General features: G+C 42.5%; 21 protein-coding genes and 1 riboswitch. Of the genes, 7 read left to right on the forward strand and 14 right to left on the reverse strand.

Annotation, left to right across the window (positions count from 1 at the left end):
* Together E8Q33_RS00060 and galE are read right to left on the reverse strand one after the other, a co-directional pair.
* A partial coding sequence (locus E8Q33_RS00060; protein ID WP_247869835.1) for a sugar phosphate nucleotidyltransferase occupies positions 1-396 on the reverse strand: 396 nt, incomplete at its 3' end.
* A 15-nt stretch (positions 397-411) separates the two neighbouring features.
* Positions 412-1,392, reverse strand: a complete 981-nt coding sequence (galE, locus tag E8Q33_RS00065; RefSeq protein ID WP_136552042.1) for a UDP-glucose 4-epimerase GalE — start codon at positions 1,390-1,392, stop codon at positions 412-414.
* A 251-nt stretch (positions 1,393-1,643) separates the two neighbouring features.
* On the opposite strand from galE, the gene galU (E8Q33_RS00070) reads away from it, so the two are divergent.
* Complete coding sequence (galU, locus tag E8Q33_RS00070; RefSeq protein ID WP_069297140.1) at positions 1,644-2,501, forward strand: UTP--glucose-1-phosphate uridylyltransferase GalU; 858 nt, start codon at positions 1,644-1,646, stop codon at positions 2,499-2,501.
* On the opposite strand, the gene E8Q33_RS00075 is transcribed toward galU (E8Q33_RS00070), so the two are convergent.
* Together E8Q33_RS00075 and E8Q33_RS00080 are read right to left on the reverse strand one after the other, a co-directional pair.
* A complete protein-coding gene (locus E8Q33_RS00075; protein ID WP_136552044.1) occupies positions 2,493-3,617 on the reverse strand; it encodes a PQQ-binding-like beta-propeller repeat protein in 1,125 nt (374 codons plus the stop codon). The genes galU (E8Q33_RS00070) and E8Q33_RS00075 overlap by 9 nt on opposite strands.
* A gap of 111 nt (positions 3,618-3,728) precedes the next feature.
* Entirely contained in the window at positions 3,729-4,094 is a 366-nt protein-coding gene (locus tag E8Q33_RS00080; RefSeq protein WP_136552046.1) for a hypothetical protein, read from the reverse strand.
* A gap of 563 nt (positions 4,095-4,657) precedes the next feature.
* On the opposite strand from E8Q33_RS00080, the gene E8Q33_RS00085 reads away from it, so the two are divergent.
* The 4 genes from E8Q33_RS00085 to galU (E8Q33_RS00100) are packed head-to-tail and all read left to right on the forward strand — an operon-like array spanning position 4,658 to position 10,299.
* Complete coding sequence (locus tag E8Q33_RS00085; protein ID WP_247869836.1) at positions 4,658-6,421, forward strand: HAD-IIB family hydrolase; 1,764 nt, start codon at positions 4,658-4,660, stop codon at positions 6,419-6,421.
* 15 nt (positions 6,422-6,436) lie between these two features.
* Entirely contained in the window at positions 6,437-7,660 is a 1,224-nt protein-coding gene (locus E8Q33_RS00090; RefSeq protein ID WP_136552048.1) for a glycosyl transferase, read from the forward strand.
* Between the two features lie 10 nt (positions 7,661-7,670).
* Positions 7,671-9,422, forward strand: a complete 1,752-nt coding sequence (locus E8Q33_RS00095; protein WP_136552050.1) for a sugar phosphorylase — start codon at positions 7,671-7,673, stop codon at positions 9,420-9,422.
* Positions 9,423-9,453: 31 nt separating this feature from the next.
* A complete protein-coding gene (gene galU / locus E8Q33_RS00100; RefSeq protein WP_069297064.1) occupies positions 9,454-10,299 on the forward strand; it encodes a UTP--glucose-1-phosphate uridylyltransferase GalU in 846 nt (281 codons plus the stop codon).
* Between the two features lie 73 nt (positions 10,300-10,372).
* Here galU (E8Q33_RS00100) and lexA read toward each other — a convergent pair whose 3' ends face one another.
* On the reverse strand, positions 10,373-10,975 hold the full coding sequence (gene lexA / locus E8Q33_RS00105) for a transcriptional repressor LexA (RefSeq protein ID WP_069297067.1): 603 nt from the start codon (positions 10,973-10,975) through the stop codon (positions 10,373-10,375).
* 1,182 nt (positions 10,976-12,157) lie between these two features.
* Between lexA and E8Q33_RS00110 the strand changes: the two genes are divergently transcribed.
* Together E8Q33_RS00110 and ppsA are read left to right on the forward strand one after the other, a co-directional pair.
* Positions 12,158-13,048, forward strand: coding sequence for a pyruvate, water dikinase regulatory protein (locus E8Q33_RS00110; RefSeq protein WP_069297092.1), 891 nt, complete (start codon positions 12,158-12,160; stop codon positions 13,046-13,048).
* A 5-nt stretch (positions 13,049-13,053) separates the two neighbouring features.
* Positions 13,054-15,408 carry a phosphoenolpyruvate synthase gene (ppsA, locus tag E8Q33_RS00115; protein WP_069297093.1) on the forward strand — a complete coding sequence of 785 codons (2,355 nt, stop codon included), beginning with the start codon at positions 13,054-13,056 and terminating at the stop codon, positions 15,406-15,408.
* A gap of 105 nt (positions 15,409-15,513) precedes the next feature.
* Here ppsA and E8Q33_RS00120 read toward each other — a convergent pair whose 3' ends face one another.
* The 9 genes from E8Q33_RS00120 to pdxJ all read right to left on the reverse strand — a co-directional run bounded on the left by E8Q33_RS00120 (position 15,514) and on the right by pdxJ (position 23,742).
* Entirely contained in the window at positions 15,514-16,293 is a 780-nt protein-coding gene (locus E8Q33_RS00120) for a DNA alkylation repair protein (protein ID WP_168800109.1), read from the reverse strand.
* Positions 16,294-16,295: 2 nt separating this feature from the next.
* Positions 16,296-16,661: a hypothetical protein gene (locus E8Q33_RS00125; protein ID WP_136552054.1), complete on the reverse strand. Its 366-nt coding sequence runs from the start codon at positions 16,659-16,661 to the stop codon at positions 16,296-16,298.
* A gap of 81 nt (positions 16,662-16,742) precedes the next feature.
* Positions 16,743-17,471, reverse strand: coding sequence for a choice-of-anchor K domain-containing protein (locus E8Q33_RS00130; RefSeq protein ID WP_136552056.1), 729 nt, complete (start codon positions 17,469-17,471; stop codon positions 16,743-16,745).
* An 18-nt stretch (positions 17,472-17,489) separates the two neighbouring features.
* Positions 17,490-17,567, reverse strand: a riboswitch (cyclic di-GMP riboswitch).
* An 80-nt stretch (positions 17,568-17,647) separates the two neighbouring features.
* A complete protein-coding gene (rlmD, locus tag E8Q33_RS00135) occupies positions 17,648-18,985 on the reverse strand; it encodes a 23S rRNA (uracil(1939)-C(5))-methyltransferase RlmD (protein WP_136552058.1) in 1,338 nt (445 codons plus the stop codon).
* 82 nt (positions 18,986-19,067) lie between these two features.
* The gene (locus E8Q33_RS00140; RefSeq protein WP_069296201.1) at positions 19,068-19,664 is read right to left on the reverse strand and encodes a YdbL family protein; all 597 of its coding nucleotides are present in this window, start codon (positions 19,662-19,664) and stop codon (positions 19,068-19,070) included.
* 11 nt (positions 19,665-19,675) lie between these two features.
* Positions 19,676-21,697, reverse strand: a complete 2,022-nt coding sequence (locus E8Q33_RS00145; protein ID WP_211116054.1) for a hypothetical protein — start codon at positions 21,695-21,697, stop codon at positions 19,676-19,678.
* A 47-nt stretch (positions 21,698-21,744) separates the two neighbouring features.
* Complete coding sequence (gene cysM, locus E8Q33_RS00150; protein WP_136552062.1) at positions 21,745-22,632, reverse strand: cysteine synthase CysM; 888 nt, start codon at positions 22,630-22,632, stop codon at positions 21,745-21,747.
* Positions 22,625-23,014, reverse strand: coding sequence for a holo-ACP synthase (gene acpS, locus E8Q33_RS00155; RefSeq protein ID WP_136552064.1), 390 nt, complete (start codon positions 23,012-23,014; stop codon positions 22,625-22,627). Before acpS ends, cysM begins: the two co-directional genes overlap by 8 nt.
* Positions 23,011-23,742 carry a pyridoxine 5'-phosphate synthase gene (pdxJ, locus tag E8Q33_RS00160; protein ID WP_069296205.1) on the reverse strand — a complete coding sequence of 244 codons (732 nt, stop codon included), beginning with the start codon at positions 23,740-23,742 and terminating at the stop codon, positions 23,011-23,013. Before pdxJ ends, acpS begins: the two co-directional genes overlap by 4 nt.
* Positions 23,743-23,753: the final 11 nt, after the last annotated feature.

Below are 23,753 nucleotides of genomic sequence, written 5' to 3' on the forward strand. Positions count from 1 at the left end.
AGTTTTTTTAGCTTGTTCAATCGCTAAATGAAAAGCTGGGATGTTTTGAATAACATGATCTGCGGCTAGCACCAACAACAATGGATCGCTACCTGTGTCCAATGCTCTTAACGCTGCTAAAGCAATTGCCGGAGCGGTATTTCGAGCACATGGCTCTAAAATAATATCTTTCGCTACAAGATCGATTTCCTGTAATTGCTCAGCAACCATGAAGCGATGATCGATATTGCAAACAATTATAGGGGCAGCAGTGTCATCAAATCCGTATAACCTTGTAAGCGTATTTTGGAATAAAGAGGCCTCATCAAATAAGGATAAAAACTGTTTAGGCTTGTTTTTTCTTGATAATGGCCACAAGCGTGTGCCAGTTCCACCAGAAATTATTACAGGAATCATCTAAATCTATCCTTATTAAAACAATTCATTTTGATGCCACTTCCATGCCGTTGAAATAATTGATTCTATATCCTTATATACTGGTTGCCAGCCCAGCACATTCCGAGCAAGACTTGAATCCGCAACTAGAATGGCCGGATCACCCGTTCTTGGTGCTTCAATAGAAAAATCGATATCTTGCTGAACAACTTTCTTTGCTGCTTCAATCACCTGCAGAACACTGAAACCGTTTCCATTACCTAGATTGAAGGCAAATGCGCCATTATTATTCTGTAAATATTCACCAGCAAGAATATGCGCTGATGCCAAATCATTCACATGGATATAATCACGAATACAAGTACCATCTGGGGTTGGATAATTATCACCAAACACCTTCAATTCTGAACTTTTGCCGGCAATGGCAGATTTGAGAATATTAGGAATTAAATGTGTTTCAGGTTCGTGACGTTCGCCAATCTCGCCATCAGGATCAGCACCACTAGCATTGAAATAGCGTAGCGCAACGGACTTTATACCATATGCATGATGATAATCACTTAATACATCTTCAATTATTTTTTTTGATTGGCCGTATGGATTAATTGGTAGGCGCGAGTGTTGTTCATCTATTAACCCTTTCTTTGGCAAGCCAAAAACGGCAGCGGTGGATGAAAATACAAGTTTGTTATGCTTAGTTGCCACCATGGCATCCAATAAATTCAAAGTTCCTGCTACATTATTTCGATAATAGACTGCTGGGTTTTGTACGGACTCGCCCACCAACGATTTTGCACAGAAGTGCATTATCAAATCAAACGGGCCTTCATTTTGTAAAATACTTATAAGCGTGGCTGAATCAAGAATATCTGCCTCGATAAAGCGACTCCAGCGAACCGCTTCACGGTGGCCAGTGCTTAGATTATCAACTACTAAACTCTCATGATTCAGCAAAGCCAGGGCTTTGCAAATATGTGATCCGATATAACCAGCACCACCAAGAACTAACACTTTCATTTTTGGCATCCCTAAATTTCGCACAAAACCTTTGAAAGTTACCTAAGCAAATTTCTTGGTCATCTTTAACCTGAATTTTAATGAAGGACTTTGGCGAACGACATTAAATAGTAACGTTGTACAGATACAATATATCAGTCTAGGGATGGCCAAATAAAATGTTTAATCATGCATTTCTTGAACTTCACAGGCAATTACTTTAGCTTAACGTCATCACTTTTTTCCACAACAGTTTGATAAGGATCTCGTCAATGGCTGTAAAAAGTCTTATAAGAAAATGTTTATTTCCAGCAGCCGGTTATGGCACACGATTTTTGCCTGCTACTAAAGCTATGCCAAAAGAAATGTTGCCAATCGTTAGTAAACCATTGATTCAATATGGTGTTGAAGAAGCCATGGAGGCAGGAGTCAGTCAAATTGGTTTTATCACTGGTCGTGGTAAACGGGCAATTGCTGACCATTTCGACACCAGTTTTGAATTAGAACATCAGATCAAAGGCACATCGAAAGAAAAGTTTTTAGATGATATTCGCTATCTAATGGATAACTGCGAATTTGTATTTATGCGCCAACGTGAAATGCTCGGTCTGGGTCACGCAATTTTGACGGGTGAACCCATGATTGGCGATGAACCTTTTGCTGTCATCCTCGCAGATGATCTATGTGCAAAACCTGATGAAGGTGGTGAACGTGCACTTAGTCAGTTAGTGGCTCTATACGAACGTTATCGATGCAGTATTGTGGCTATTGAAGAAGTACCCGCCGAAGAAACCCATAGTTATGGTGTTATATCCGGTGATGAAATTGCCCCAGGTATTTATCAAATCAAAGACATGGTAGAAAAACCCAAACCAGAAGAAGCGCCAAGCAACCTGGCAATTATTGGTCGCTATATTTTGACGCCAGAAATCTTTGAATATCTACGTAAAACCAAACCCGGTACCAATGGCGAAATTCAGATCACCGATGCTTTGCGTTTGATGGCTCAAGAACGATTAGTTTTAGCGGTTAAATTCAAAGGTCGTCGCTTTGACTGCGGTAGCGTTGAAGGTTTTGTGGAAGCCACTAATTATTATTACGAACACGAACATTTGAATAAATCAGCGTAGTGCAAATAAATCACCATCATCGCTGCTGATATAAAGCGTACCGTTATCGACAAACGGTGATGCAAATATGGCCCACCCTGAATCAAATCGCCAAATTTGCTCACCGTTGTTTATATCAAGTGCATATAGAAAACCATCCATTGAACCTATATATACCTGATCACCTGCTATTGCCGGAGAGGAAAATAACACTGCCTGAGCGTCAAATTGCCAAAATGGTTCTCCACTCTCCTTATTTAAGGAAAATACTCGGCCATCTGTTGCAGCAAAAATAACCTGCTGATCTTTCAACGCAGGTGAAGCAAACAATCTGGATCCAGATTCAAATGTCCATAGCGGCTTACCGGACTCTAAATCCACAGCAAATAACACTCCGGCATCATTGCCTACATAAAGCAAATTATCTGCTGCAGAGATGACTGGTGATGCATCAATGGCAGCGCCAGTGTCCAAGGTCCAGATCCGTTCACCGTTAATCGAAACTGCATATAAAGAACCATCATCGCTGCCGAAATATAATTGATCTTTATGCATAGCAGCCGATGAATCTACCTGTCCCTGAGTTTCAACAATCCATTTAAGTTCGCCACTATGCCGGTCTATTGCGTAGAAATTGTGATCAAGACTACCAATAAAAATCGTACCTTTGGCAATCAGTGGAGAAGCAAACACTCTGTCTTGGGTTTCAAATGTCCATAAAAGATTGCCAGTAAACTTATTCAAGGCATAAATATTTTTGTCGTCACTGCCAAATACTAGCTGTTCTTCTGCAACTGACGGAGTAGAAAAAATTCCACCCCCAGTAACAAACTGCCATTGCTCTTCGCCCGACTTCTTGTCTAATGCCAGCATCCGACCGTCAAATCTGCCTGAAAACACTAAATTACCACTACTAACGGGTGATGATGAAGCGCCAACATCCGCATGATAACGCCAGAGAGTTTCAGGTTTTTGCTGTGGGCCTTGAGTAAGAAAATCACCACTACGATGTAAATCAGCTCTAAACATGGCTGAAGATTCAGTATCAGTTTTCTCTGAACAAGCACTGCTGATTAGAACCAGTAAAAATAGTCCAAAGATTGATTTAGTGAGTTTTAAAAATGGATATCGGCTCATTGTTTATCGGTACATAATTTGAAAAGGTTATTTATCTATCTAGACAGCTAAAGTTTCAGCCGGAGGGTTCAGACTAGAATTCATTAAATCATAACTCAGGATTAAACATAATCATTCAGATAAATAGCCTGACCCTGCAGGATAGCCAGTTTGATCATTTACCTGCAAGATTCGTTGCTTGATATCTTCTTTCGTTGCTGTAAAAACATAAGGAGCCAGGTCACGAAGCCGTCCTTGTATATAGGGAGAAACATCTGCCCCCTGCAAAAATAATTCTGTGCGGACTTCGCATATACGCATGATGCCCTCGCGAAAACCAACAATAGTTGCAGCGGGCCGCCGATCTTCGCCCAAGGTCCATCCCCTGCTTTGCCATTCCTGATAACAATCCGTGATTAAGCTTTGTGAGCTTTGCATATCTGCTGCCACAAGCAAGTTTGAGTACATTGAAAATAAAATAACAATCAGTTTTTTCATTTATAGCCATCTCAGCTGTTATTCATAATTAGATATGACTGGCAAAAAACCGTGAAAAATTCCTGCATCACTAGATGAATGCGCTGCTGAGGTGCAAAGCTGCTGTTTTGTGGTGCGAATAATCTTTCATTTACCCAATAAAAAACATTAACCATATGTTTTTAAATGATTTAATTTTTTGGCATCGTTAATGCAATAACAAAGTTGTAGTTTTCTTCAGTGCATGTTCGTTCTCTCTCGCTGCGTGCTGAGCTTTGGGTAAACCTTCGGGTTTACCTTTCTTTTGACAGTTTTATAGCCTTAATCAAAACACGCTCTAAATAAAATCCTAGCTAATGTAAATTTTTCCGATCAGAACGGCTCAATTGAAACAGCTCAACAATCTAATCAATCTGAGTCTCAAATTTTACGAATCAATTTTCACACTGATTTCTTTGGATAGTTCTAAGCCAATCCCGTCAAGCTAACGCTAAAAAGACCCTGCTTTAATACCAACATGAAGTTTTTCCCTATACCGGTATGAAACTTGCGTCAGGGAATTTCAATATCGATTGGAACAGGCAATGGTGATGGTCAATCTTTCTACAAACATTCAGAATTTCCTAAGCGCGCATCAGCTATCAGCTAAATACGCACAACAAATTGATGATTGGTTTGCTGAGGTCGTTAAGGAATTGGTTTTGCACCAAAAAGGAGCAAAACGCCCCATAATCATCGGCATCCATGGTGCGCAGGGTTCAGGCAAAAGTACTTTAGCTGAATGTTTGGTTCACATATTAACCACCCAACACCATCAATCTGCAATTGCCTTATCCTTGGATGATTTCTATCTAACTCATCAACAACGAGTCGACCTAGCCAATACTGTTCATCCGTTATTGGCTACTCGAGGTGTACCAGGAACCCATGATGTTGAACTGGCATTAACGACCTTGGACAAATTACTCTCACAAAGAAAAAACATTGCTATACCGCGTTTTGATAAAGCACACGATGATCGTTTTCCTGTTGAACAATGGCCAGTATTAGAAAGCGCACCCAAATTTATTGTATTGGAAGGCTGGTGCATGGGTGCATGTCCTCAACCTGAAGAAGCCTTAACCACTCCAATCAATAAACTCGAACAAAGTGAAGATCCGGATGCTTATTGGCGACACTTTGTAAATCAAAAGCTCGAGCAGGAATATCAAGCCCTGTTCCAAAGAGTGGATAGCTGGATCATGCTTAAAGCACCTAATTTTGACTGTATCTATGACTGGCGATTGGAACAGGAAGAAAAACTGCAACAAGTCGTCAGCTCAACTGAAAACAAAATTATGAATGCCGATGATATCGCGCGGTTTATTCAATATTACCAACGTGTGACCCAACACTGTCTGGATACACTACCGGAACAAATGGATTATGTTTTTGAACTTAATATGGAAAGAGATATCGTGGCCTTGAAACGTCCGAAACAATCCCCCCTTGGAGCATCATGCCCCAAGGCCTCATTGTTAGTATTTACCGATCTGGATGGCAGTCTGCTGGATCATCATAATTATCGTCACGATGAAGCTGATCCCGTCTTGGCAAAACTTAAACAGCTGCAAATACCACTTATTCCTGTCAGCAGTAAAACCCAGTCTGAAATTGAACAAATAAGTGAATCACTGGAAAACCCACATCCCTTTATTTGTGAAAATGGGGCGGCAGTATTTATTCCAGTAAATTATTTTCCTAACCAGCCAACTGATACTAAAACCAGTGGTAAGTATTGGATAAAAGAATTTGTTCAACCACGCTCCCATTGGCAATCCATTATCAAATCGGTGGAACCATCATTTAATGATGATTTCACCACGTTTGCCCAAGCGGGTATTGACGGCATTATCGCCATGACCGGTTTGGATGTGCATGCCGCAGCGCGTGCAGCACGAAGACAATATGGAGAAGCTCTGGCCTGGCATGGTAATCCGCGTAAGCAAAAACAATTTATAGAAGAAGTCCGAAAACGTGGCGCACAAGTTTTAATAGGTGGGCGCTTCATGCATGTTTCAGGACAATGTGACAAGGGCAAAGCTATCCAATGGCTTAAACAGGTTTATGAAAATTTCTGTCCAGACAAACGCTTTACCAGTCTGGCAATTGGAGATAGTCAAAACGATGTGGCCATGCTGGAAACAGCAGATATGGCTTTATTGATTCCATCTCCAGTGAACGCACTACCCTTATTAAAACGACATCACGATGTAATGCAGGCAGCACATTGTGGACCTCGAGGTTGGGCGGAAGGTGTCCAGCAAGTCTTACAGCAGCTCCACCTAGGCACAGCATTAGTGCATTAATAACAAAGGGCTCCCATGGCAGACTTTCATCAGAACGGTATTATCACGACACTACATAATCTTACACATCGACATCTGGCAGATTTAGAACAAGATCTGGTGCAGTTCAGCCAGCAACGTCCCATGGGGTTATTGTTACCCTCTCTTTTTTCGGAGCTGCAAGGCGAAGCCCTGCCCGCCATTGTTCAGCAATTAAAAACCGTCCCGTATTTATCAGAAATTGTGATTGGGCTGGACCGAGCCAATGCCGATGAATTTAAACATGCTTTAGGTTTTTTTAGTGATTTGCCCCAACATCATCGGGTTATGTGGCACGACGGACCACGGTTAAGTGCGATTGATGCCGAATTACAAGCTTTGAATCTGGCTCCACATCAAGCTGGTAAAGGCCGAAATGTCTGGTATTGCATGGGATATATTTTAGCTTCAGGCAAAGCCGAATCAATTGCATTGCATGATTGTGACATTGTTACTTACAACACCGAACTATTGGCCAGATTAATATATCCCGTCGCTAATCCGATGTTTAATTATGAATTTTGCAAAGGCTATTACGCCAGAGTTTCAAGCGGAAAACTGAATGGCCGGGTCAATCGTTTATTAATCACGCCACTTTTGAGAGCACTTAAGACGGTCATGGGCCCAAGTGATTACCTCGATTATATGGATAGCTTTCGTTATTCATTAGCTGGGGAGTTTTCCTTCCGCCGTGATGTATTAAGTGATATCCGTATCCCTAGCGATTGGGGTCTGGAAATCGGTGTGTTATCTGAAATGCATCGAAACTACGCCAATAACCGACTATGTCAGGTCGATATCGCCGATATTTATGATCACAAACATCAAGATCTTTCTACCGACGATCAGCAAGGCGGTTTATCAAAAATGTCAGTAGATATTTCCAAAGCTCTATTCCGAAAACTTGCCACCAAAGGGACTGTTTTCAGCCCTGAACATTTTCGTAGTATTAAAGCTACCTATTACCGTATTGCATTGGATTTTGTGGAAACCTATCGAAATGATGCAGTGATGAATGGTTTGAAATTTGATATTCACCAGGAAGAAGCTTCAGTAGAGATGTTTGCACGTAACATCATGGACGCTGGACAGATTTTTCTGGACAACCCGATGGAAACACCTTTTATCCCTAGCTGGAATCGGGTGCAAAGTGCCTTGCCGGATATTTTCGAACGGATCTATCAGGCGGTGGAAGATGATTATCTGGAATATTCTGCTTAGGGGCTAAGTAATGACACAAACACCCGAGCGTCCAGCGGTTTTCCAAAATGTGCTTTATCATCTGACGACTGTCTACGGCGAAATCCAAGACTCTCAAACGCTTTCTAGTCTAGCGAATGAGTTATTGGCCATCATGCAAGTCAGCCCCGAAGCTCAGTCTCCTCAACCGTATCAAAATAAATGGCAGGCTAATGATATCGCCATGATTACTTACGGTAATAGCATTCTGAAAAGCGATGAAGCACCATTGCAAACGCTTAAACGGTTTCTGGATGATTATTTTGCAGAGAGTATTAATACGGTACATATCCTGCCGTTTTTTCCCTTCTGCAGTGATGATGGTTTTGCTGTGAAGGATTTTTTTCAGGTCAATCCTGAATTAGGCGATTGGTCGGATATCAATGCTATCGCCAAAGATTATCGACTGATGGCAGATTTAGTGATTAACCATGGCTCAAGTAGCAGCCAATGGTTTCAGAATTTTATCGCCGGTCACGGTGAGGGCCATGATTATTTTTATACTTGTGAGGCAGATACACCAATATCGCAAGTGGTCCGCCCACGAATCACACCGCTGTTAAGAGAGACCGAAACGGCTAATGGTATTAAACATGTCTGGTGTACTTTTAGCCACGAACAGGTGGATTTTGACTTTCGTAATATCGAAGTACTTAAAACCTTTGTAAAGATTATTCGATTTTATCTGGATCAGGGTATACGCCTGTTTCGCCTTGATGCTGTGGCATTTTTATGGAAACAGGCTGGCACTAATTGTCTGAACTTACCACAAACCCATGAGTTAGTGAGATTGATGCGTTTGTTAATTGAACAAGCTCAAAATGATGCGGTGATCATTACTGAAACCAATATCCCAAACCGGGAAAATCTCAGTTATTTTGGCAACGCCAATGAAGCCCATTGGATCTATAACTTTTCATTACCACCGCTATTACTCAACAGCTTAATAACTGGTAATTGTTTTTATTTACGCCAGTGGCTTATGAGTATGCCTCCCGCACAAAATGGTACTGCCTACTTTAACTTTATTGCATCACATGACGGTATTGGCCTGCGGCCTGCCGAAGGTCTGTTAACTGATAGTGAAATTGCCGCTCTTATCTCAACCATGCAGGGTTTTGGTGGTGAAATTTCCTGGCGTGCCGCTGAAAACAGTATTAAAAAACCTTATGAAATCAATATTTCGCTATTTGATGCGTTGCAAGGAACATTAAAAGGCCCCGATCAATGGCAACAGGCCCGGTTTATCTGTGCCCATGCAATTATGCTGGCACTCGAAGGTATACCGGGGATTTATATTCATAGCCTGTTAGCCTCCGGCAATGATTACCAACGGCTGGAGAAACAACAACATAATCGCGCTATTAATCGTCATCAATGGGACGATGCAGCCATTCGGGCGGCGTTAAAACATCCAACAAATAATCACTCTATGGTTTATCAAAAACTCACTGAGCTTATTAAACTTCGTATACAACAAGCTGCTTTTCATCCGAATGCCACGCAATATACATTACAAATGGGTGATTCTTTATTTGGCTTCTGGCGACAAAGTATTGATCGTCAACAAAGCATATTCTGTATATTTAATATCAGTGATCAGGCTCAAATACTTCGCATTGCCGATCTCAATCTGGTGGCCACCGATAACTGGCATGATCTTATCAGTGGCAATGTTATCGAATCTTGGCAAAGTGAAATTCAGCTGTCCCCTTATCAAAGCCTCTGGCTGAGCAATCGCTGATCCCCGTATTTTCAAAGTTAAGGATTTATTCATGACCGAACAAGTTGATATCCATAAATGTCTTTTCCCCGTCGCCGGCTATGGCACACGTTTTTTGCCGGCCACTAAAGCTATGCCGAAAGAAATGTTACCTATCGTTGATAAACCTTTGATTCAGTACGGTGTAGAAGAAGCGATGGAAGCCGGATTGTATAGCATGGGTTTTATTACTGGGCGAGGAAAAAGAGCCATCGCCGATCATTTTGATACCAGCTTTGAATTGGAACAGCAAATCCAGGGAACCAGCAAAGAGTCTTATCTTACCGATATCCGTAATGTTATGGATTCATGCGATTTTATTTTTATGCGTCAACGTGAAATGTTAGGTTTAGGCCATGCCATTTTGACGGGTGAACCAATCATTGGGCACGAAGCTTTTGCCGTATTACTAGCGGATGATTTATGCGCCACGCCAGAATCTGGTGGCAAGCGCGCCTTAGGGCAACTTGTCGAACTGTACAGAAAACATCAATGCACCATCGTAGCAATTGAAGAAGTGCCAGCCGATGCAACGGGTAGTTATGGTGTCATTTCTGGCGAGGAAATTGAACCGGATATTTATCGTGTTACGGATATGGTTGAAAAACCCAAGCCAGAAGACGCACCAAGTAATTTAGCCATCATCGGCCGTTATGTTTTGACTCCCGATATCTTTGAGTACTTACGCAATACACCACCTGGGGCAAATGGCGAAGTACAAATTACTGATGCCATCCGTGCCATGGCTCAAGAAAAGCCGGTACTGGCAGTTAAATTTAAAGGTCACCGCTTCGATTGCGGCAGCATTGCCGGTTATGTTGAAGCTACCAACTACTATTTCAAAAAACAATATGGTTGATTTGCATAAGTAAAATCAACTGCAAATTACGATCTTTAGCGAGTTTTTAAAATGTATATTTGTTAATCACGCTTCAAGGATAAGTTCGCAGTTGGCCTACAACAACTCCCTGAATACTGAGCCGTTTAGCATCAATCGTTACAGGTTCAAACGCGTCATTTGCAGGCATTAAAGTAATGGTGCCATCTTTATTGACCAACATGGTTTTAAGGGTGGCATCATAACCATCAACCAAAGCAACAATCATGTCACCGTGCTTAGCCTGTCTGGTCGACTCCACAACCACATAATCACCAGACATAATGCCTTTACCGATCATCGACTCACCACTGATTTTGAGAACATATCGTCCTTTACCTTTGAACATGATGCCAAGGTCAATTTCAGACTCATCTGGCACGGCTTCAATCAAACGGCCAGCAGCAATTTTACCCATCATCGGCAATATAAGAGATTGATCTGAGGTTGCTGGTTCGTTCAACTGTAAACCACGCGTTCTGCCAGTAAGTCGTTCCAAGTAGCCACCATCAATCAAAGCTTGAATATACCGATGAGTAGTGCCTTGCGAGGCAATCCCCAATCCCTCAGCAATTTCGGTCACCAGGGGGGCTTCACCATTTTTTTCAATGTAATGACGAATAAAATTGAGCGTATCTTGTTGTCTTTTGGTTAGCATGGCTATTTACTCGCAATGAGAATAAAAGGAGAAGATAAAATATAGAGAATTTAATCAATAGATACAAGCACTATTTTTTAATTTAATCTCATGCTCCGCCATATCATTGAATACATAGAATAACGAGACTTTTAGACTGGCATAATTGATGCGCAACTGGTATCTTTATGAGTTAAAAAAGAATCAAGTACGAGGTAATCATGTTCAAAAAAATCGATGAATTTTTGATGCAAAAATTTCCGCACATCATCTTGCTCTTTACCATTTTCTGGTTGGGTTTAGTTGCTATCGGCTGGTATTTATCCAAGTAAAAACTGCTGGTTTAAATCGCCGGTCAAACGATGTAAACCACACTCGAGTATGATTTGATCCAGATCAATGTCTTCTAGCGGGGTCAGCATGATAATCAACAACGGAAACACACTATTTACCGTTGTTTTGGAGATTTATCATGCACAAATTAGAAGAATGGTTAATGGAACACTTCATTGAGTTCATTATAGTTATGTCACTGGCCTGTATCGGACTGGTGGCCTATGGCTTACTGATGTCCTGACATTTCGGGTTGAATTGCTAAGCCAAAGTAAACCTTTAATATTTAGATATTTTTTCGGTGTCCCGTAACTGAATCTAGCCATGCCCCTTGAGGAGTCTATGGAGAGATTATTTCGGGACACGTTTATTTTCTTAATAGTCGTTCAACGTGACTCTAGTAATTAACATTATTGTTGATGTCATACTCTCAGATAACGCAAAACTAAATGATAAACTCAATCTCGATAAAAAAACGGATCCAAGCAACCTGGTTATAAATTCTTTATCAGCCTGCATAGGTCAGCAGCAAATCCTTTTTTCTAACGCTTTGAATAATTATTGCCCGTTATGTGTATTAATGACTTCGGCAATCTTTCCCAACATGCATTTAAAATGCAGAATATGTCACCTTTCTGAGTTTATATTGACAAAATTTAGCTTTATTAACGCCGCCAAAATAATTTTGTAGAGCTTTACCACACTGCTGAAGTCTTGCTGTTCTATTTATGCGTGATGAAAAGAAATAAGCTCTCACAATTTACAATACAATGAGTTATATTCATTTCCTAAGAGATGCTTTCGATATTATCTACTTCAGCTCCCAATTTTTTGTTGATAAATACAGTCATTTCAGCACATTATTAACAAATGAGCGATGAAACCGAAAACACCAGTCAACAAATAAGAAACGTATTTTTCGTATCGGATCGAACCGGTTTAACGGCCGAATCTTATGGAAAATGCCTATTAGCCCAATTTCCAGATATTGAGTTTGAAACAATCACACTTGCTTTTGTCGATAGCAAAGAAAAAGCAGAAGATGCTCGAGAGCAAATTAACTCGCTTTGTGCCGAATCGGATCTACCACCGTTGGTTTTTAGTACCTTAGTGAATAACGAAGCCCAACAAATCATCGAAGACAGTGATGGTTTAGTGATTAGTTTGTTTTATAACTTTATCGGTTCAATGGAAGGCTTTCTTGGCATTCAAGCTTCACAAAAGGTAGGGGTTTCACGAATATTAATAAGTGATACAACCTATCAAAAACGTTTGGATGCGATTGATTATGCGTTGACCCATGATGATGGTATCCGTCCGGATCAATATGAAGAGGCGGACGTCATTCTCGTAGGTGTTTCGCGTTGTGGTAAAACACCAACCAGCTTATATTTAGCGATGAACTTCTCGCTTAAAGTAGCTAACTATCCATTAACTGTCGAAGATTTGGAGGCAGAGGAGCTGCCGGAATATCTGAAAATTCATAAACATAAACTTGCCGGTTTAACGATTAAACCTGTACCGCTGAGCCGAATTCGTCGTCAACGTCGACCTGATAGTAATTATTCCTCTTTGGAAATTTGTCAGGCAGAATTAGATAAAGCAATGATTATGTTTGATAAAATTGATATTCCAGTATTTGATACTACGAATACTTCTATTGAAGAAATATCCAGTCGTGTTGTTCGCACTCTGGGGCTTGCGCGAGAGCGCATCCGCGAATCAACCATTACATTTAACAAAACTAAAAATTTAAGGTAGGTGTCATGACCGAATATGTAATTCCACTCGATAAATTGTGCATGAATGATGTCGGGAGAGTTGGCGGGAAAAATGCTTCTTTAGGCGAAATGTTACAAAATCTAGCACCTTTGGGTGTAGCCGTTCCAAGCGGTTTTGCAACAACGGCTGACGCTTATAGAGAGTTTTTACAACATGATGGGCTACAAGGAAAAATAAACGATTTATTGCGTGAACTGGATGTAGACGATGTTGTTGCACTGCAAAAAGCAGGCAAAACAATCCGTGAATGGATCATGACTATCCCGTATCCAGAAGAAATGGAAGCAGCAATTGATGAGGCTTATCGTAAATTAGAACAAGAGTACGGTACTTCGACCAGTTGGGCTGTTCGTTCATCAGCGACTGCCGAAGATTTACCAGATGCATCGTTTGCCGGACAACAAGAAACCTTTCTGAATGTTTCAGGTTTAGACCATATCAAGTTTGCCATCCGCGAAGTATTTGCTTCACTATTTAATGATAGGGCAATTGCCTATCGTGACCATCAAGGCTTCGAGCACAGTGAAGTTGCATTGTCTGCCGGTATTCAGAAGATGGTGCGTTCTGATATCGCTGCTGCTGGCGTGGCTTTTACATTAGACACAGAAAGTGGTTTCCGTGATGTCGTGTTTATCACAGGTAGTTACGGCTTGGGCGAAATGGTGGTTCAAGGTGCAGTTAATCCCGATGAATTTTATGTTCACAAAACCACATTAAGCGCAGATCGTCCGGCTGTATTACGCAGAACATTGGGTCAGAAAGCCCTGAAAATGGTTTACTCGGGCGATGCCAAATCACCAGTCAAAACAGTTGATGTAGATGCCGAAGAACGATTACATTTTTGTTTGAGTGATGAAGAAATTGAATCATTGGCCCGTATGGCGATGATTATCGAAAAGCATTACCAAAGACCAATGGATATTGAATGGGCTAAAGATGGTAATGATGGCCAGATTTATATCGTTCAAGCACGTCCGGAAACAGTTGAAAGCCGTAGCGTAAATGTCACAGAACAATTCATTTTAAAAGACAAAGGTGAATTGCTGGCTAGAGGCCGAGCCATTGGTCGGAAAATTGGCAGTGGCCGGGTGAGACTTTTAACTAGTCTTGATCAAATGGATCAATTTGAAGCTGGTGATGTATTGCTCACTGACATGACCGATCCAGATTGGGAACCGATCATGAAAAAAGCTGCTGCGATTATTACCAATCGCGGCGGACGTACTTGTCATGCAGCCATTATTGCGCGTGAATTGGGTATTCCTGCTGTTGTAGGCTGTGGCGATGCCACTGAAAAAGTCGCTGAAGGCATTTCTGCAACGGTTTCCTGTGCCGAAGGTGATGAAGGTTATATTTATCAAGGACTTCTGGATTTTGAACACCGTGTTCAGTCCTTAGACCAAATGCCTGAATTACCGGTCAAGATCATGATGAATGTGGGTAATCCTGATCGTGCATTTAGCTTTTCCCAGCTTCCTAATGATGGGGTTGGTTTGGCTCGACTGGAATTCATTATCAACAATATGATTGGTATCCATCCTAAAGCGTTAATGGCTGCTGATGAAATGGATGCGGAAGTCCAACAAGTCATTCGCGAAAAAACTACCGCTTATGGTGATCCAGTAGAGTTTTACATCAGTCGTATTACTGAAGGTGTTTCTACCATTGCTGCTGCATTCCATCCGCATAAAGTTATTGTGCGTATGTCCGATTTTAAATCGAATGAATACGGTAACCTGATTGGTGGTGCGCAATTTGAACCACACGAAGAGAACCCGATGATTGGTTTCCGTGGTGCGGCTCGTTATAGTTCTCCAGAATTTGAAGCTTGCTTTGAATTGGAATGTGAGGCGATTAAGCGTGTGCGTGACGTCATGGGGTTAACTAACGTTGAAGTCATGATTCCTTTTGTTCGCACCTTGAGCGAGGCTGAAGCTGTAATCAAAATTCTTAAAAAGAATGGTTTGGAACGTGGCAAGAATGGCCTGCGTTTAATCATGATGTGTGAGTTACCTTCAAACGCAGTACTTGCAGATCAATTTCTGGAATTCTTTGATGGCTTTTCAATCGGCTCTAATGACATGACTCAGCTGACACTGGGCTTAGATCGTGATTCAGCCCAAATTGCCGCTGCATTTGATGAACGTGACCCTGCGGTATTGGCGATGCTGGAAATGGCAATTAAAGCCTGTCACAAAGCGGACAAATATGTCGGTATCTGTGGACAAGGCCCTTCAGATCATCCTGATTTGGCAGAATGGCTACTTGAGCGTGGAATCAGCAGTATTTCATTAAATCCGGATACTGTCGTCAGTACCTGGCAAGCATTAGCTAAATAATAAAATTTGCTAGCATCCATGACAAAAACTATGGGCCCTACGGGGCCCATAGTTTTTTTATGTTGCTAGTTCAGAGTTTTTTTCGGCGATACTTTTAGAGAAAATTCAGTCAAGCTTTAAATCCACTGAAGCCTCTCCGTGAACTACTCCGTTGATAAGTATCTCTATGCTATGGCGACCACCGTAATATTGCCGAGTGGTCAATTTTAAAAATCCATGTGACTTCTTCAAAGAAATGCTTTCTCCTGCCAATAATGTGATGTTTTTCCATTTATAAACTTTGGCGGTGGTCTTACCATTGCTTTTGACATGCCAGACTCGATAATCCACCACCAGTTCTTGTGCCTGGCTAGTTTTAGAATTGATTGATATCTGCATTTCCAGCTTTTCACCTAACCGGATGTGTTTCCCGGTTAATTCGAAATCAACATTTACCGCTGGCTTCTCACTGTAGCCCAGTAATGGGAACACAGCTGGGTCACCTGACTTAATCAGACTACGAAGCCCGTGGCGGACAATCCAGCGGCGTTGTAATGTGGGATTTTTTAGCCACTCGCGACATAAATCAATTACACGCTGAGGATTATCTTTACTAATATCGTTTAAATTATTGGCAACGGATTTTTGAACATATTTGCTTTTGTCATCTTTCAGCTGGTTGAGTAAGTCAAATACAGGCTGCGGGTTTTGTTGTAACGCTTTTAAATGCCCTCCCCAAGGCAGTCTTGGTCGCATTCCTTCTGATGCAAGTCGCCGGACATGTTCATTTTCATGCTGACACCAGAGCAATAATTCTTTATAGGTCAGCTCAAAGTGCTGCTCTATATAGGGTCTGATAGCAAATTCTGCAGTAAATAAGGGCGTCAGGTGCTTCAATAAATCCAAGGCTATTTCAGGAGGTGCTGCAGGCCCTGTTTGCCAGCGTAATCAATTAACGGCCATGCCATAAAACTATGCCATCCCTTTTCGATATTCTTGCCAGGCCAGTTATCGGCAAGCTGTTTAAGCCATTGCGCATTCACTGCATAGTCGTCATCCAATAGCGTATCCAGAATCTTACTGAGATGATTGACTCGGGTTTTCAGTGGCATAGATTCTAAATTATCAGTCGCCTGCTTTACGAAATCATCTGCCACAAATCCAGCGTGATATTGCTGAATTAATTCAGCTAACACTCCAATCGAATCAGGATTGATATGATCTTTTAGTAATGGTGGTGTATCGGATGCAGTAGACGGTTCGGAACTTGCCATCTGAATTACTCACTTTTGCCGGACATAAAAAAACCGTGGCTCGAAAGCCACGGTTTTTATTTTACGGTATTACGGAGAGAATTAAGCTTGTTGTGCTTTTGCTCTTCTACGCATTGCCATAAAGCCCATCAAACCAGAACCGAACAACCATACTGCTGCTGGTAAAGGTACTTCAGAAGGCATTGAAGTAAATTGACCAAGCAGTTTAACTGTTGTGTTTTTACCTTCTTTCAGGAAAATTTCATCAATTAATTTAATACCATTTTTAGTATGAATACCAAAACCTAATAATTCAAAGTAATAGTCAGTACCAGCATAGCTATAGAATTTAGTAGGAACTGAAGTTAGGAATGTAGTGGTATCACCTGTTGGGTTAACAACGTTATTCAATGAAAAACCATAGTTAAAGGTTTCCGAGAAAGCAGATGGTGAAGTGAAGTTCAACGTTAGAGATAAATCAACACCTTCTGCTTGGGTACCAGAATAAATGATACCGTTGTAGAAATTCAGGTAACCGGCGATGAATGTTTGATCAACATCTGTGTTAAAACCTGTTCCAGTCATTTTTAATTTACTAGGATCATGATATTGAGCGACTGGTTGAAAGCAAAACCAACCGCAACTCTGCCATGACGTGTGGCTATATGCGCCTTCGCCCCAAGTAAATTCATTTGTACCCACACCAGTTGTTACCATCCCGGCAGGACCTGTAGGGTTTTCAAATGTTCCAGAAGTACTGCCTTGGAACGTAGCAGCATTAGCTGTCAGAGAAGCAGCCAAAAGTGAAGCAAAAAGTAGCAAATTTTTCATAAAATTTCCTTTTCAGAAAAAAGCAACCCGGCTATCTTTTGATAAGACCCGTGGCTTTCCGTCTCTTGGCTCACACCAAGGTTGGCACTCAGTTAATTAATATTGTTCCGGTTACCTTCTGGAGCAATGGTGCCAATCTTAGAGGAAAAAATCCCTGAAACAATTGTACCTTGGTACTAGCTAATAACTTTTTTGAATAAAGCGATGGATTCAACGTGGCTGGTGTGTGGAAACATATCCATAATTCCAGTCTGAACTAATGTATATCCATACTGGTTTACTAACTCTCCGGCATCACGAGCCAGGGTTGCCGGGTTGCAGGAAACATAAACAATGGTTTCAGCTCCCAAATCGGCAATTTGACCGAGTACTTCAAAAGCTCCACTTCTTGGAGGGTCTAATAACACTTTAGTAAACCCGGCTTGAGCCCAAGGATAATCTTTAAGTTGTGTCGTGGTGAGATCGGCCATTTCAAATTCAGCATTCTCCAAACCGTTAATTGTTGCATTGCGCTGTGCATGGGCTACCAATGATTTATCGCCTTCAACACCAATGACGCTGCTGACTCGCTTTGCCAGTGGCAGGGTAAAATTCCCTAAACCACAAAATAAATCCAGAACGCGATCATTTTGCTGCAAATCCAGCAGCTCAATCGCTTTGGCAATCATTTTATGGTTAATACCCGCATTGACCTGAGTGAAATCACCCGGTGCAAACTCCAGTCTGAGCCCCTCCTCCGGCGCATAATACAATTGCGGTGCTTCAGGCCATAATGGACTGACGGTATCCGGACCACCAGGCTGCTGATAGATCCACAAATCATGCTGTTGACCATAGTTGATCAGTTTTTGCTTATCCGTTTCACACAATGGATCCATATTTCTAAACACCAATGCGGTATGGGCATCGTCCATGGCAACTTCTATCTGTGCGATGCGATTGTAGGCTTCAAGACTAGCAATCATTTTGCCCAGCACTTCCAAGCGTAAGCCAACCCGAGGGTCAAGTACTTCACATTGAGTGAGTTCAGCTAGATACGGTGTGCCTTTTTCACGAAAGCCTACCAATACTTTTTCTTTTTTAGTGACATAACGCACGCCCAGTCGAGCTTTACGACGATACCCCCATAAGGGTCCAGTTAAAGGTGGCAACCAATGTTCAGGAGTAAGTTGACCAAAATGTGACAGCTGTTCCTTCAACGTATCCTGTTTCAAGCTTAGCTGTGCTTCAGGTGCCATGTGCATCAAACTGCAGCCGCCACAAATACCAAAATGCTGGCATTTGGGATCAACCCGATCTGCTGACGCATTTTCAACAGAAACTACTTTGGCTTCGTCGTATTTTTTATGTAGCCGGGTATACATGAAAGAGACATTCTCGCCTGCCAATCCCCCATCAACAAAAACCGTTTTGCCGTCAATTCTGGCAATGCCACGACCATCATGTGAAAGGCTTTCTATAACAGCCTGGACAGCTTCTGTAGGAAGCCGTTGTTTGTGATTACGTCGTGCCATTTATTCAAACCTATAAACTGAAATTACATAAAAAAAGTCCGGCTATGCTTTTGCATAACCGGACTTTCACTTGATTAGAAAATTATTTTTGTTGCCAACTGCCGCCTTGTTGGAACCACCAGCCTTTAGCTGCGTTACTAATCCAACGTCTGGCAAAGGTTTCCTGAATATCAGATTCCCATTCTGGATGACCATTCGCACGGGCGATTTCAGCATATAAAGCTTTACGATCCTGATTCTCTTCGGCAATAAGTGTATTTACTGTATTACGATCTTTAAGCGGTACTGCTGAGGCTTCACGTAAGGTAATCAAACCGTTACTGGTCAGGCCAATAGCGCCCGTTTGATAAAACGGATGTAACAGCTCATGGCGTTGCTTCATTTTAGCCTGCAATGCATTAATTGCCGGTGAGTTAATATTCAGATTAACTTCTGCTTGAGCAGGTGATACCAGCCAATTCAAAACCTGCATCGCGAGCGGTAATGTTTGTTTCAGCTCGCTTGTATCTTCCGGAGAAGTTGATTTCGGTTGGGATTGAACTTCCCGTCCCCAGACATCTTCAATAATGCGGTCTGCGGCTTTTTCGGCAGCAGCGGCAGGAAAATAAATATTTATCGTGACACAGGAAATCAGCATTAAACCTGCTGTGCTTCCCATTAACCATTTTAATAAACGCATTCGACTTTCCTTTATTGAATAACTGGCCCGTCACTGTGACGAACCGCTTTTAACCTGGCTATTAATTCAGGCCAATCTACTTCCCGGGTAAACCCCACCACATTAATCCATGGAGGTAAGCCACCACCTTTGACAATATAGTACCCCTGCTCAGTCGGTTCGACACCATCCATCTGGCAAACTGAATTCATCAAACGACAACTTAGACCAATTCTTTGATAGGAAAAATCTTCAAATAAGCCCATAAATCCTCGCGATAAAATTGCCGAAGGTCCGCCACCGACTTGCGAAATATTATTTACAGCCCGCTGACTGATTCGCCGCCTTCCAGGATCTTTTTCCGGCGTCATAAAGACCGCGTCGAACTGTACCGGCTCCCAGTTTGATAAGCGTAGATTATGTATCTTGCCATCAATTTTGCCGCTTATATTACCAAAATCAAACGTGCTGGTGAGGGTCTGCAGATCTAAACGACTAATATCAATATTGGCGTATAGCTGCGGCAAACTGCCAAATGGCTGCTGTAAACGTAAATCTCTGATGACGGTAGTGCCATCAAATATTTTCAGCAATAACGCACCGTCTACAGTGATCAATTCATCTCGGTAACTGACATTTGGAATCATGCCGGACAATTTTCCCTGTAACTCGGGCCATCCCATCAAGCTGCTTAATTGATCCATCGATACCGGACTAAGCAAGCCTTGAAACTGCCATTGCATTCCTTGTTCTCCTGCCAAACTTAGCTGGAAATCATTCAGTGATAATTCCCCATCCAGAATCGGCAGTGATAGGCTTTCAGTAAAACGAATCTGATTCCGGCTAACCTCAGCCAATAGTTTCGAGCCACCTAGCGGTAAAGACAGAACTGAAGCCGATTGCCATCTTAATTCTATCGGCATAACTGTCGCCTGATTGGTCCAACCCAATTGACCGTCCAGATTTTCAATGCTGAACCGCCCTGCCTCATCGGAAATATTGACGGACTGTAAATCTATATTGAATTGATATTGTTCAGCCTGCCATTGCACATCGGCTTTAAGTTGTCCGGTCGTTTGTAAACGACTTAAAGATGAACCTGGGAAAAAGGGTTGTAACCAACCTTTATACAGAGAATCCACATCATCACTCTTAAGCGCCAGTTGCAAGCTCGTTAATTGCAAAGCTTTGCCTTGTAGCTGACCTGTTGCCTGAACTGACTCTCCCTGTTCTAATCCAAAATGGTTTACCTGCCACTGCAGATCCTCTTTAGCAAAACGGCCTTCGCTGTGAATGGTCACTGGTTGCTCGGCCAAATCGAGAAAGATTGGCTCAAAATAGGCCTGACCATCATCTATCGTGAGGGTTTGTTGCCAGTTCCAAGTGCTCGAATCGGCTTCTAGTTGCAATCTGACCTCTGCTGCTAAAAGCTCCCCGACATAACTTCCACCTGGATCAGAAAAGCCGATATTAGTTAATTTACCAATAACATCAGCCGAGTTGAGTTGTTGTTGCTGACCGCTAAGTTTGGCATTGATATCGGCTTTGGCATTTACAGTCCATTGCGCAAGCATCGTTAGTTGCTGCTCAGTGAGATAGGTACTGACAAAATTGACCAGATCCGCCAATTCTATTTGTTGTCCCGTTAGATCGGCTTGCCAGTTTCCCTGCTGGTAATTTGCCTGAAGATCGACACGACCTTGCTCTATTCGAATACCGTTAAGTGTTAACTGATAACTTTCTTCTTCCGCTCTGGATTGAACTTTAAATGTAATTTGTTGATTGCCCCATTGTGCATGGGTGAAGTCCAATTGACCGGCCTGGCAATCAAGTTGGCCGGAAAACCAGCGCAACGTATCACAACGAAGTCTGACATTGGTCAATTGCCCTATAGGTTCAACTAATTGAACTTTTCTGGCACTGGCGGTAACTGCCAGTCCCGATGACTTGAGGCTAATGTCAACTTGCAGATCAGTGATATCAAGCTGCTCGCTTGACCAGAGGCCTATCTGAATAGCGACCTGATCTATAGCACGTACGGAGGTGGTTACCACGAGTAACAAAACCATCAAAACGATTACATTTCTCGTGTTGAATGGCATTAGTCTGCTGGAAACACACCCGTGGAAAGATAGCGATCACCACGATCACAAATGATGCAGACAATCACTGCATTGTTAACTGTTTCGGATAGACGTAAAGCTGCAGCGACATTGCCGCCCGATGAAACGCCACAGAAGATACCTTCTTCACTGGCAAGTCGGCGCATGGTTTCTTCAGCAACTTCCTGCTGCATATCCAGAGTAATATCTACCCGTTCAGGTTCAAATATTTCCGGTAAATATGCCGCTGGCCAACGGCGAATACCGGGTATTTTTGCCCCATCCACTGGTTGCACACCGACAATTTGTACCGCTGGATTTTGTTCTTTTAAATATCGGGAAACGCCCATGATGGTGCCGGTAGTGCCCATGGCACTGACAAAATGTGTCACTTCACCTTTTGTATCTCGCCAGATTTCCGGCCCGGTAGTTTCATAATGCGCTAATGGGTTGTCAAAATTACCAAATTGATTCAGTACCTTACCTTCTCCCATCGCCTGCATCTGTAGTGCTAGATCACGAGCCGATTCCATACCGTCGGTCAGAATGATTTCAGCACCATAAGCCCGCATTGATGCACGGCGTTCCAGACTCATGCTTTCCGGCATAATCAAAATCATCCGATAGCCAAGAATGGCAGCGACCATCGCCAGAGCAATACCCGTATTACCACTAGTGGCTTCAATCAAGGTATCGCCGGGCTGAATATCACCTCGTTGCTGGGCATGGCGGATCATGCTGGCAACTGGTCGGTCTTTAACCGATCCAGCCGGATTATTGCCTTCGAGTTTGGCCAGAATAGTATTGCTGGTATTTCCGGGTAAACGCTGTAAACGAACTAGCGGTGTATTGCCAATGAATGATTCAATGGTTGGATAGTCAGTCATTCTGGCCTTCCACTAAAACAACGTAAGCTGTGGCGTAATCACCATCGTCACTGAGACTGAGCATGGCGGTTTGGATATTTTTTTCAGATAACAATTGCTCGGCATAGTCATGAAATACCAGCTCGGGTTTACCCAGACTATTATTACGCACAGCGATATGTTGCAGGCTCAATCCATCGCGAAATCCAGTGCCTAATGCTTTGGCGGTGGCTTCTTTTGCGGCGAACCGTTTGGCCAGAAATGCCGCAGGTTGTTTGTTTTGTTGAAACTGCTCGAATTCAGTTATATCCAGGATGCGCTGCGCGGCTTTATCGCCGTACTTGCTTAACATTTCAGCTATGCGGGGAATATGTACTAAATCCGTGCCAATACCGCTGATCATCCGCGACGGGCTTCCAGCATTAATTGTTTCATTTCACGCACCGCAGTCTGAAAGCCGGTAAAAAATGAGCGAGCCACAATGGCATGACCGATATTGAGTTCAACTAATTCTTTAATAGCGGCAATAGGCTGCACATTATGGTAATGCAAGCCATGACCGGCATTGACCTGCAATCCCAGCGCATGGGCTTGTTCAGCCGCTTTGCGAATAACCTTTAGTTCTTTTTTGGCTTCAGCAGCTGAACTGGCCTCGGCATAACGACCGGTATGCAATTCAATGACTGGCGCACCACAGGCAACCGCCGCTTCAATCTGTTTTAATTCAGGATCGATAAATAACGAAACTGTTATTCCAGCTTCTGCTAAACGCACGCATGCATCGTGCATCCGTGATTGCTGGCCAGCTACGTCCAGTCCACCTTCTGTTGTGAGTTCTTCACGACGTTCCGGTACCAGGCAACAATCAGCCGGACGATAAAGTTCAGCAATACCGAGCATTTCATCGGTAACCGCCATTTCCAGATTCATTTTTGTTTGTAGGATATCGGCCAGCATTCTGACATCGCGATCCTGAATATGCCGACGATCTTCGCGTAAATGCAGCGTAATACTGTCAGCTCCGGCTTGTTCAGCTTCAATGGCCGCTTGAATCGGATCGGGGTAACGGGTACCGCGGGCTTGTCTTAACGTAGCCACATGATCAATATTGACGCCAAGATAAATCGACATGATGTTCCTTA

The sequence above is a fragment of the Methylophaga sp. SB9B genome, assembly GCF_004832235.1.
Taxonomy (GTDB): Bacteria; Pseudomonadota; Gammaproteobacteria; order Nitrosococcales; family Methylophagaceae; genus Methylophaga; species Methylophaga muralis.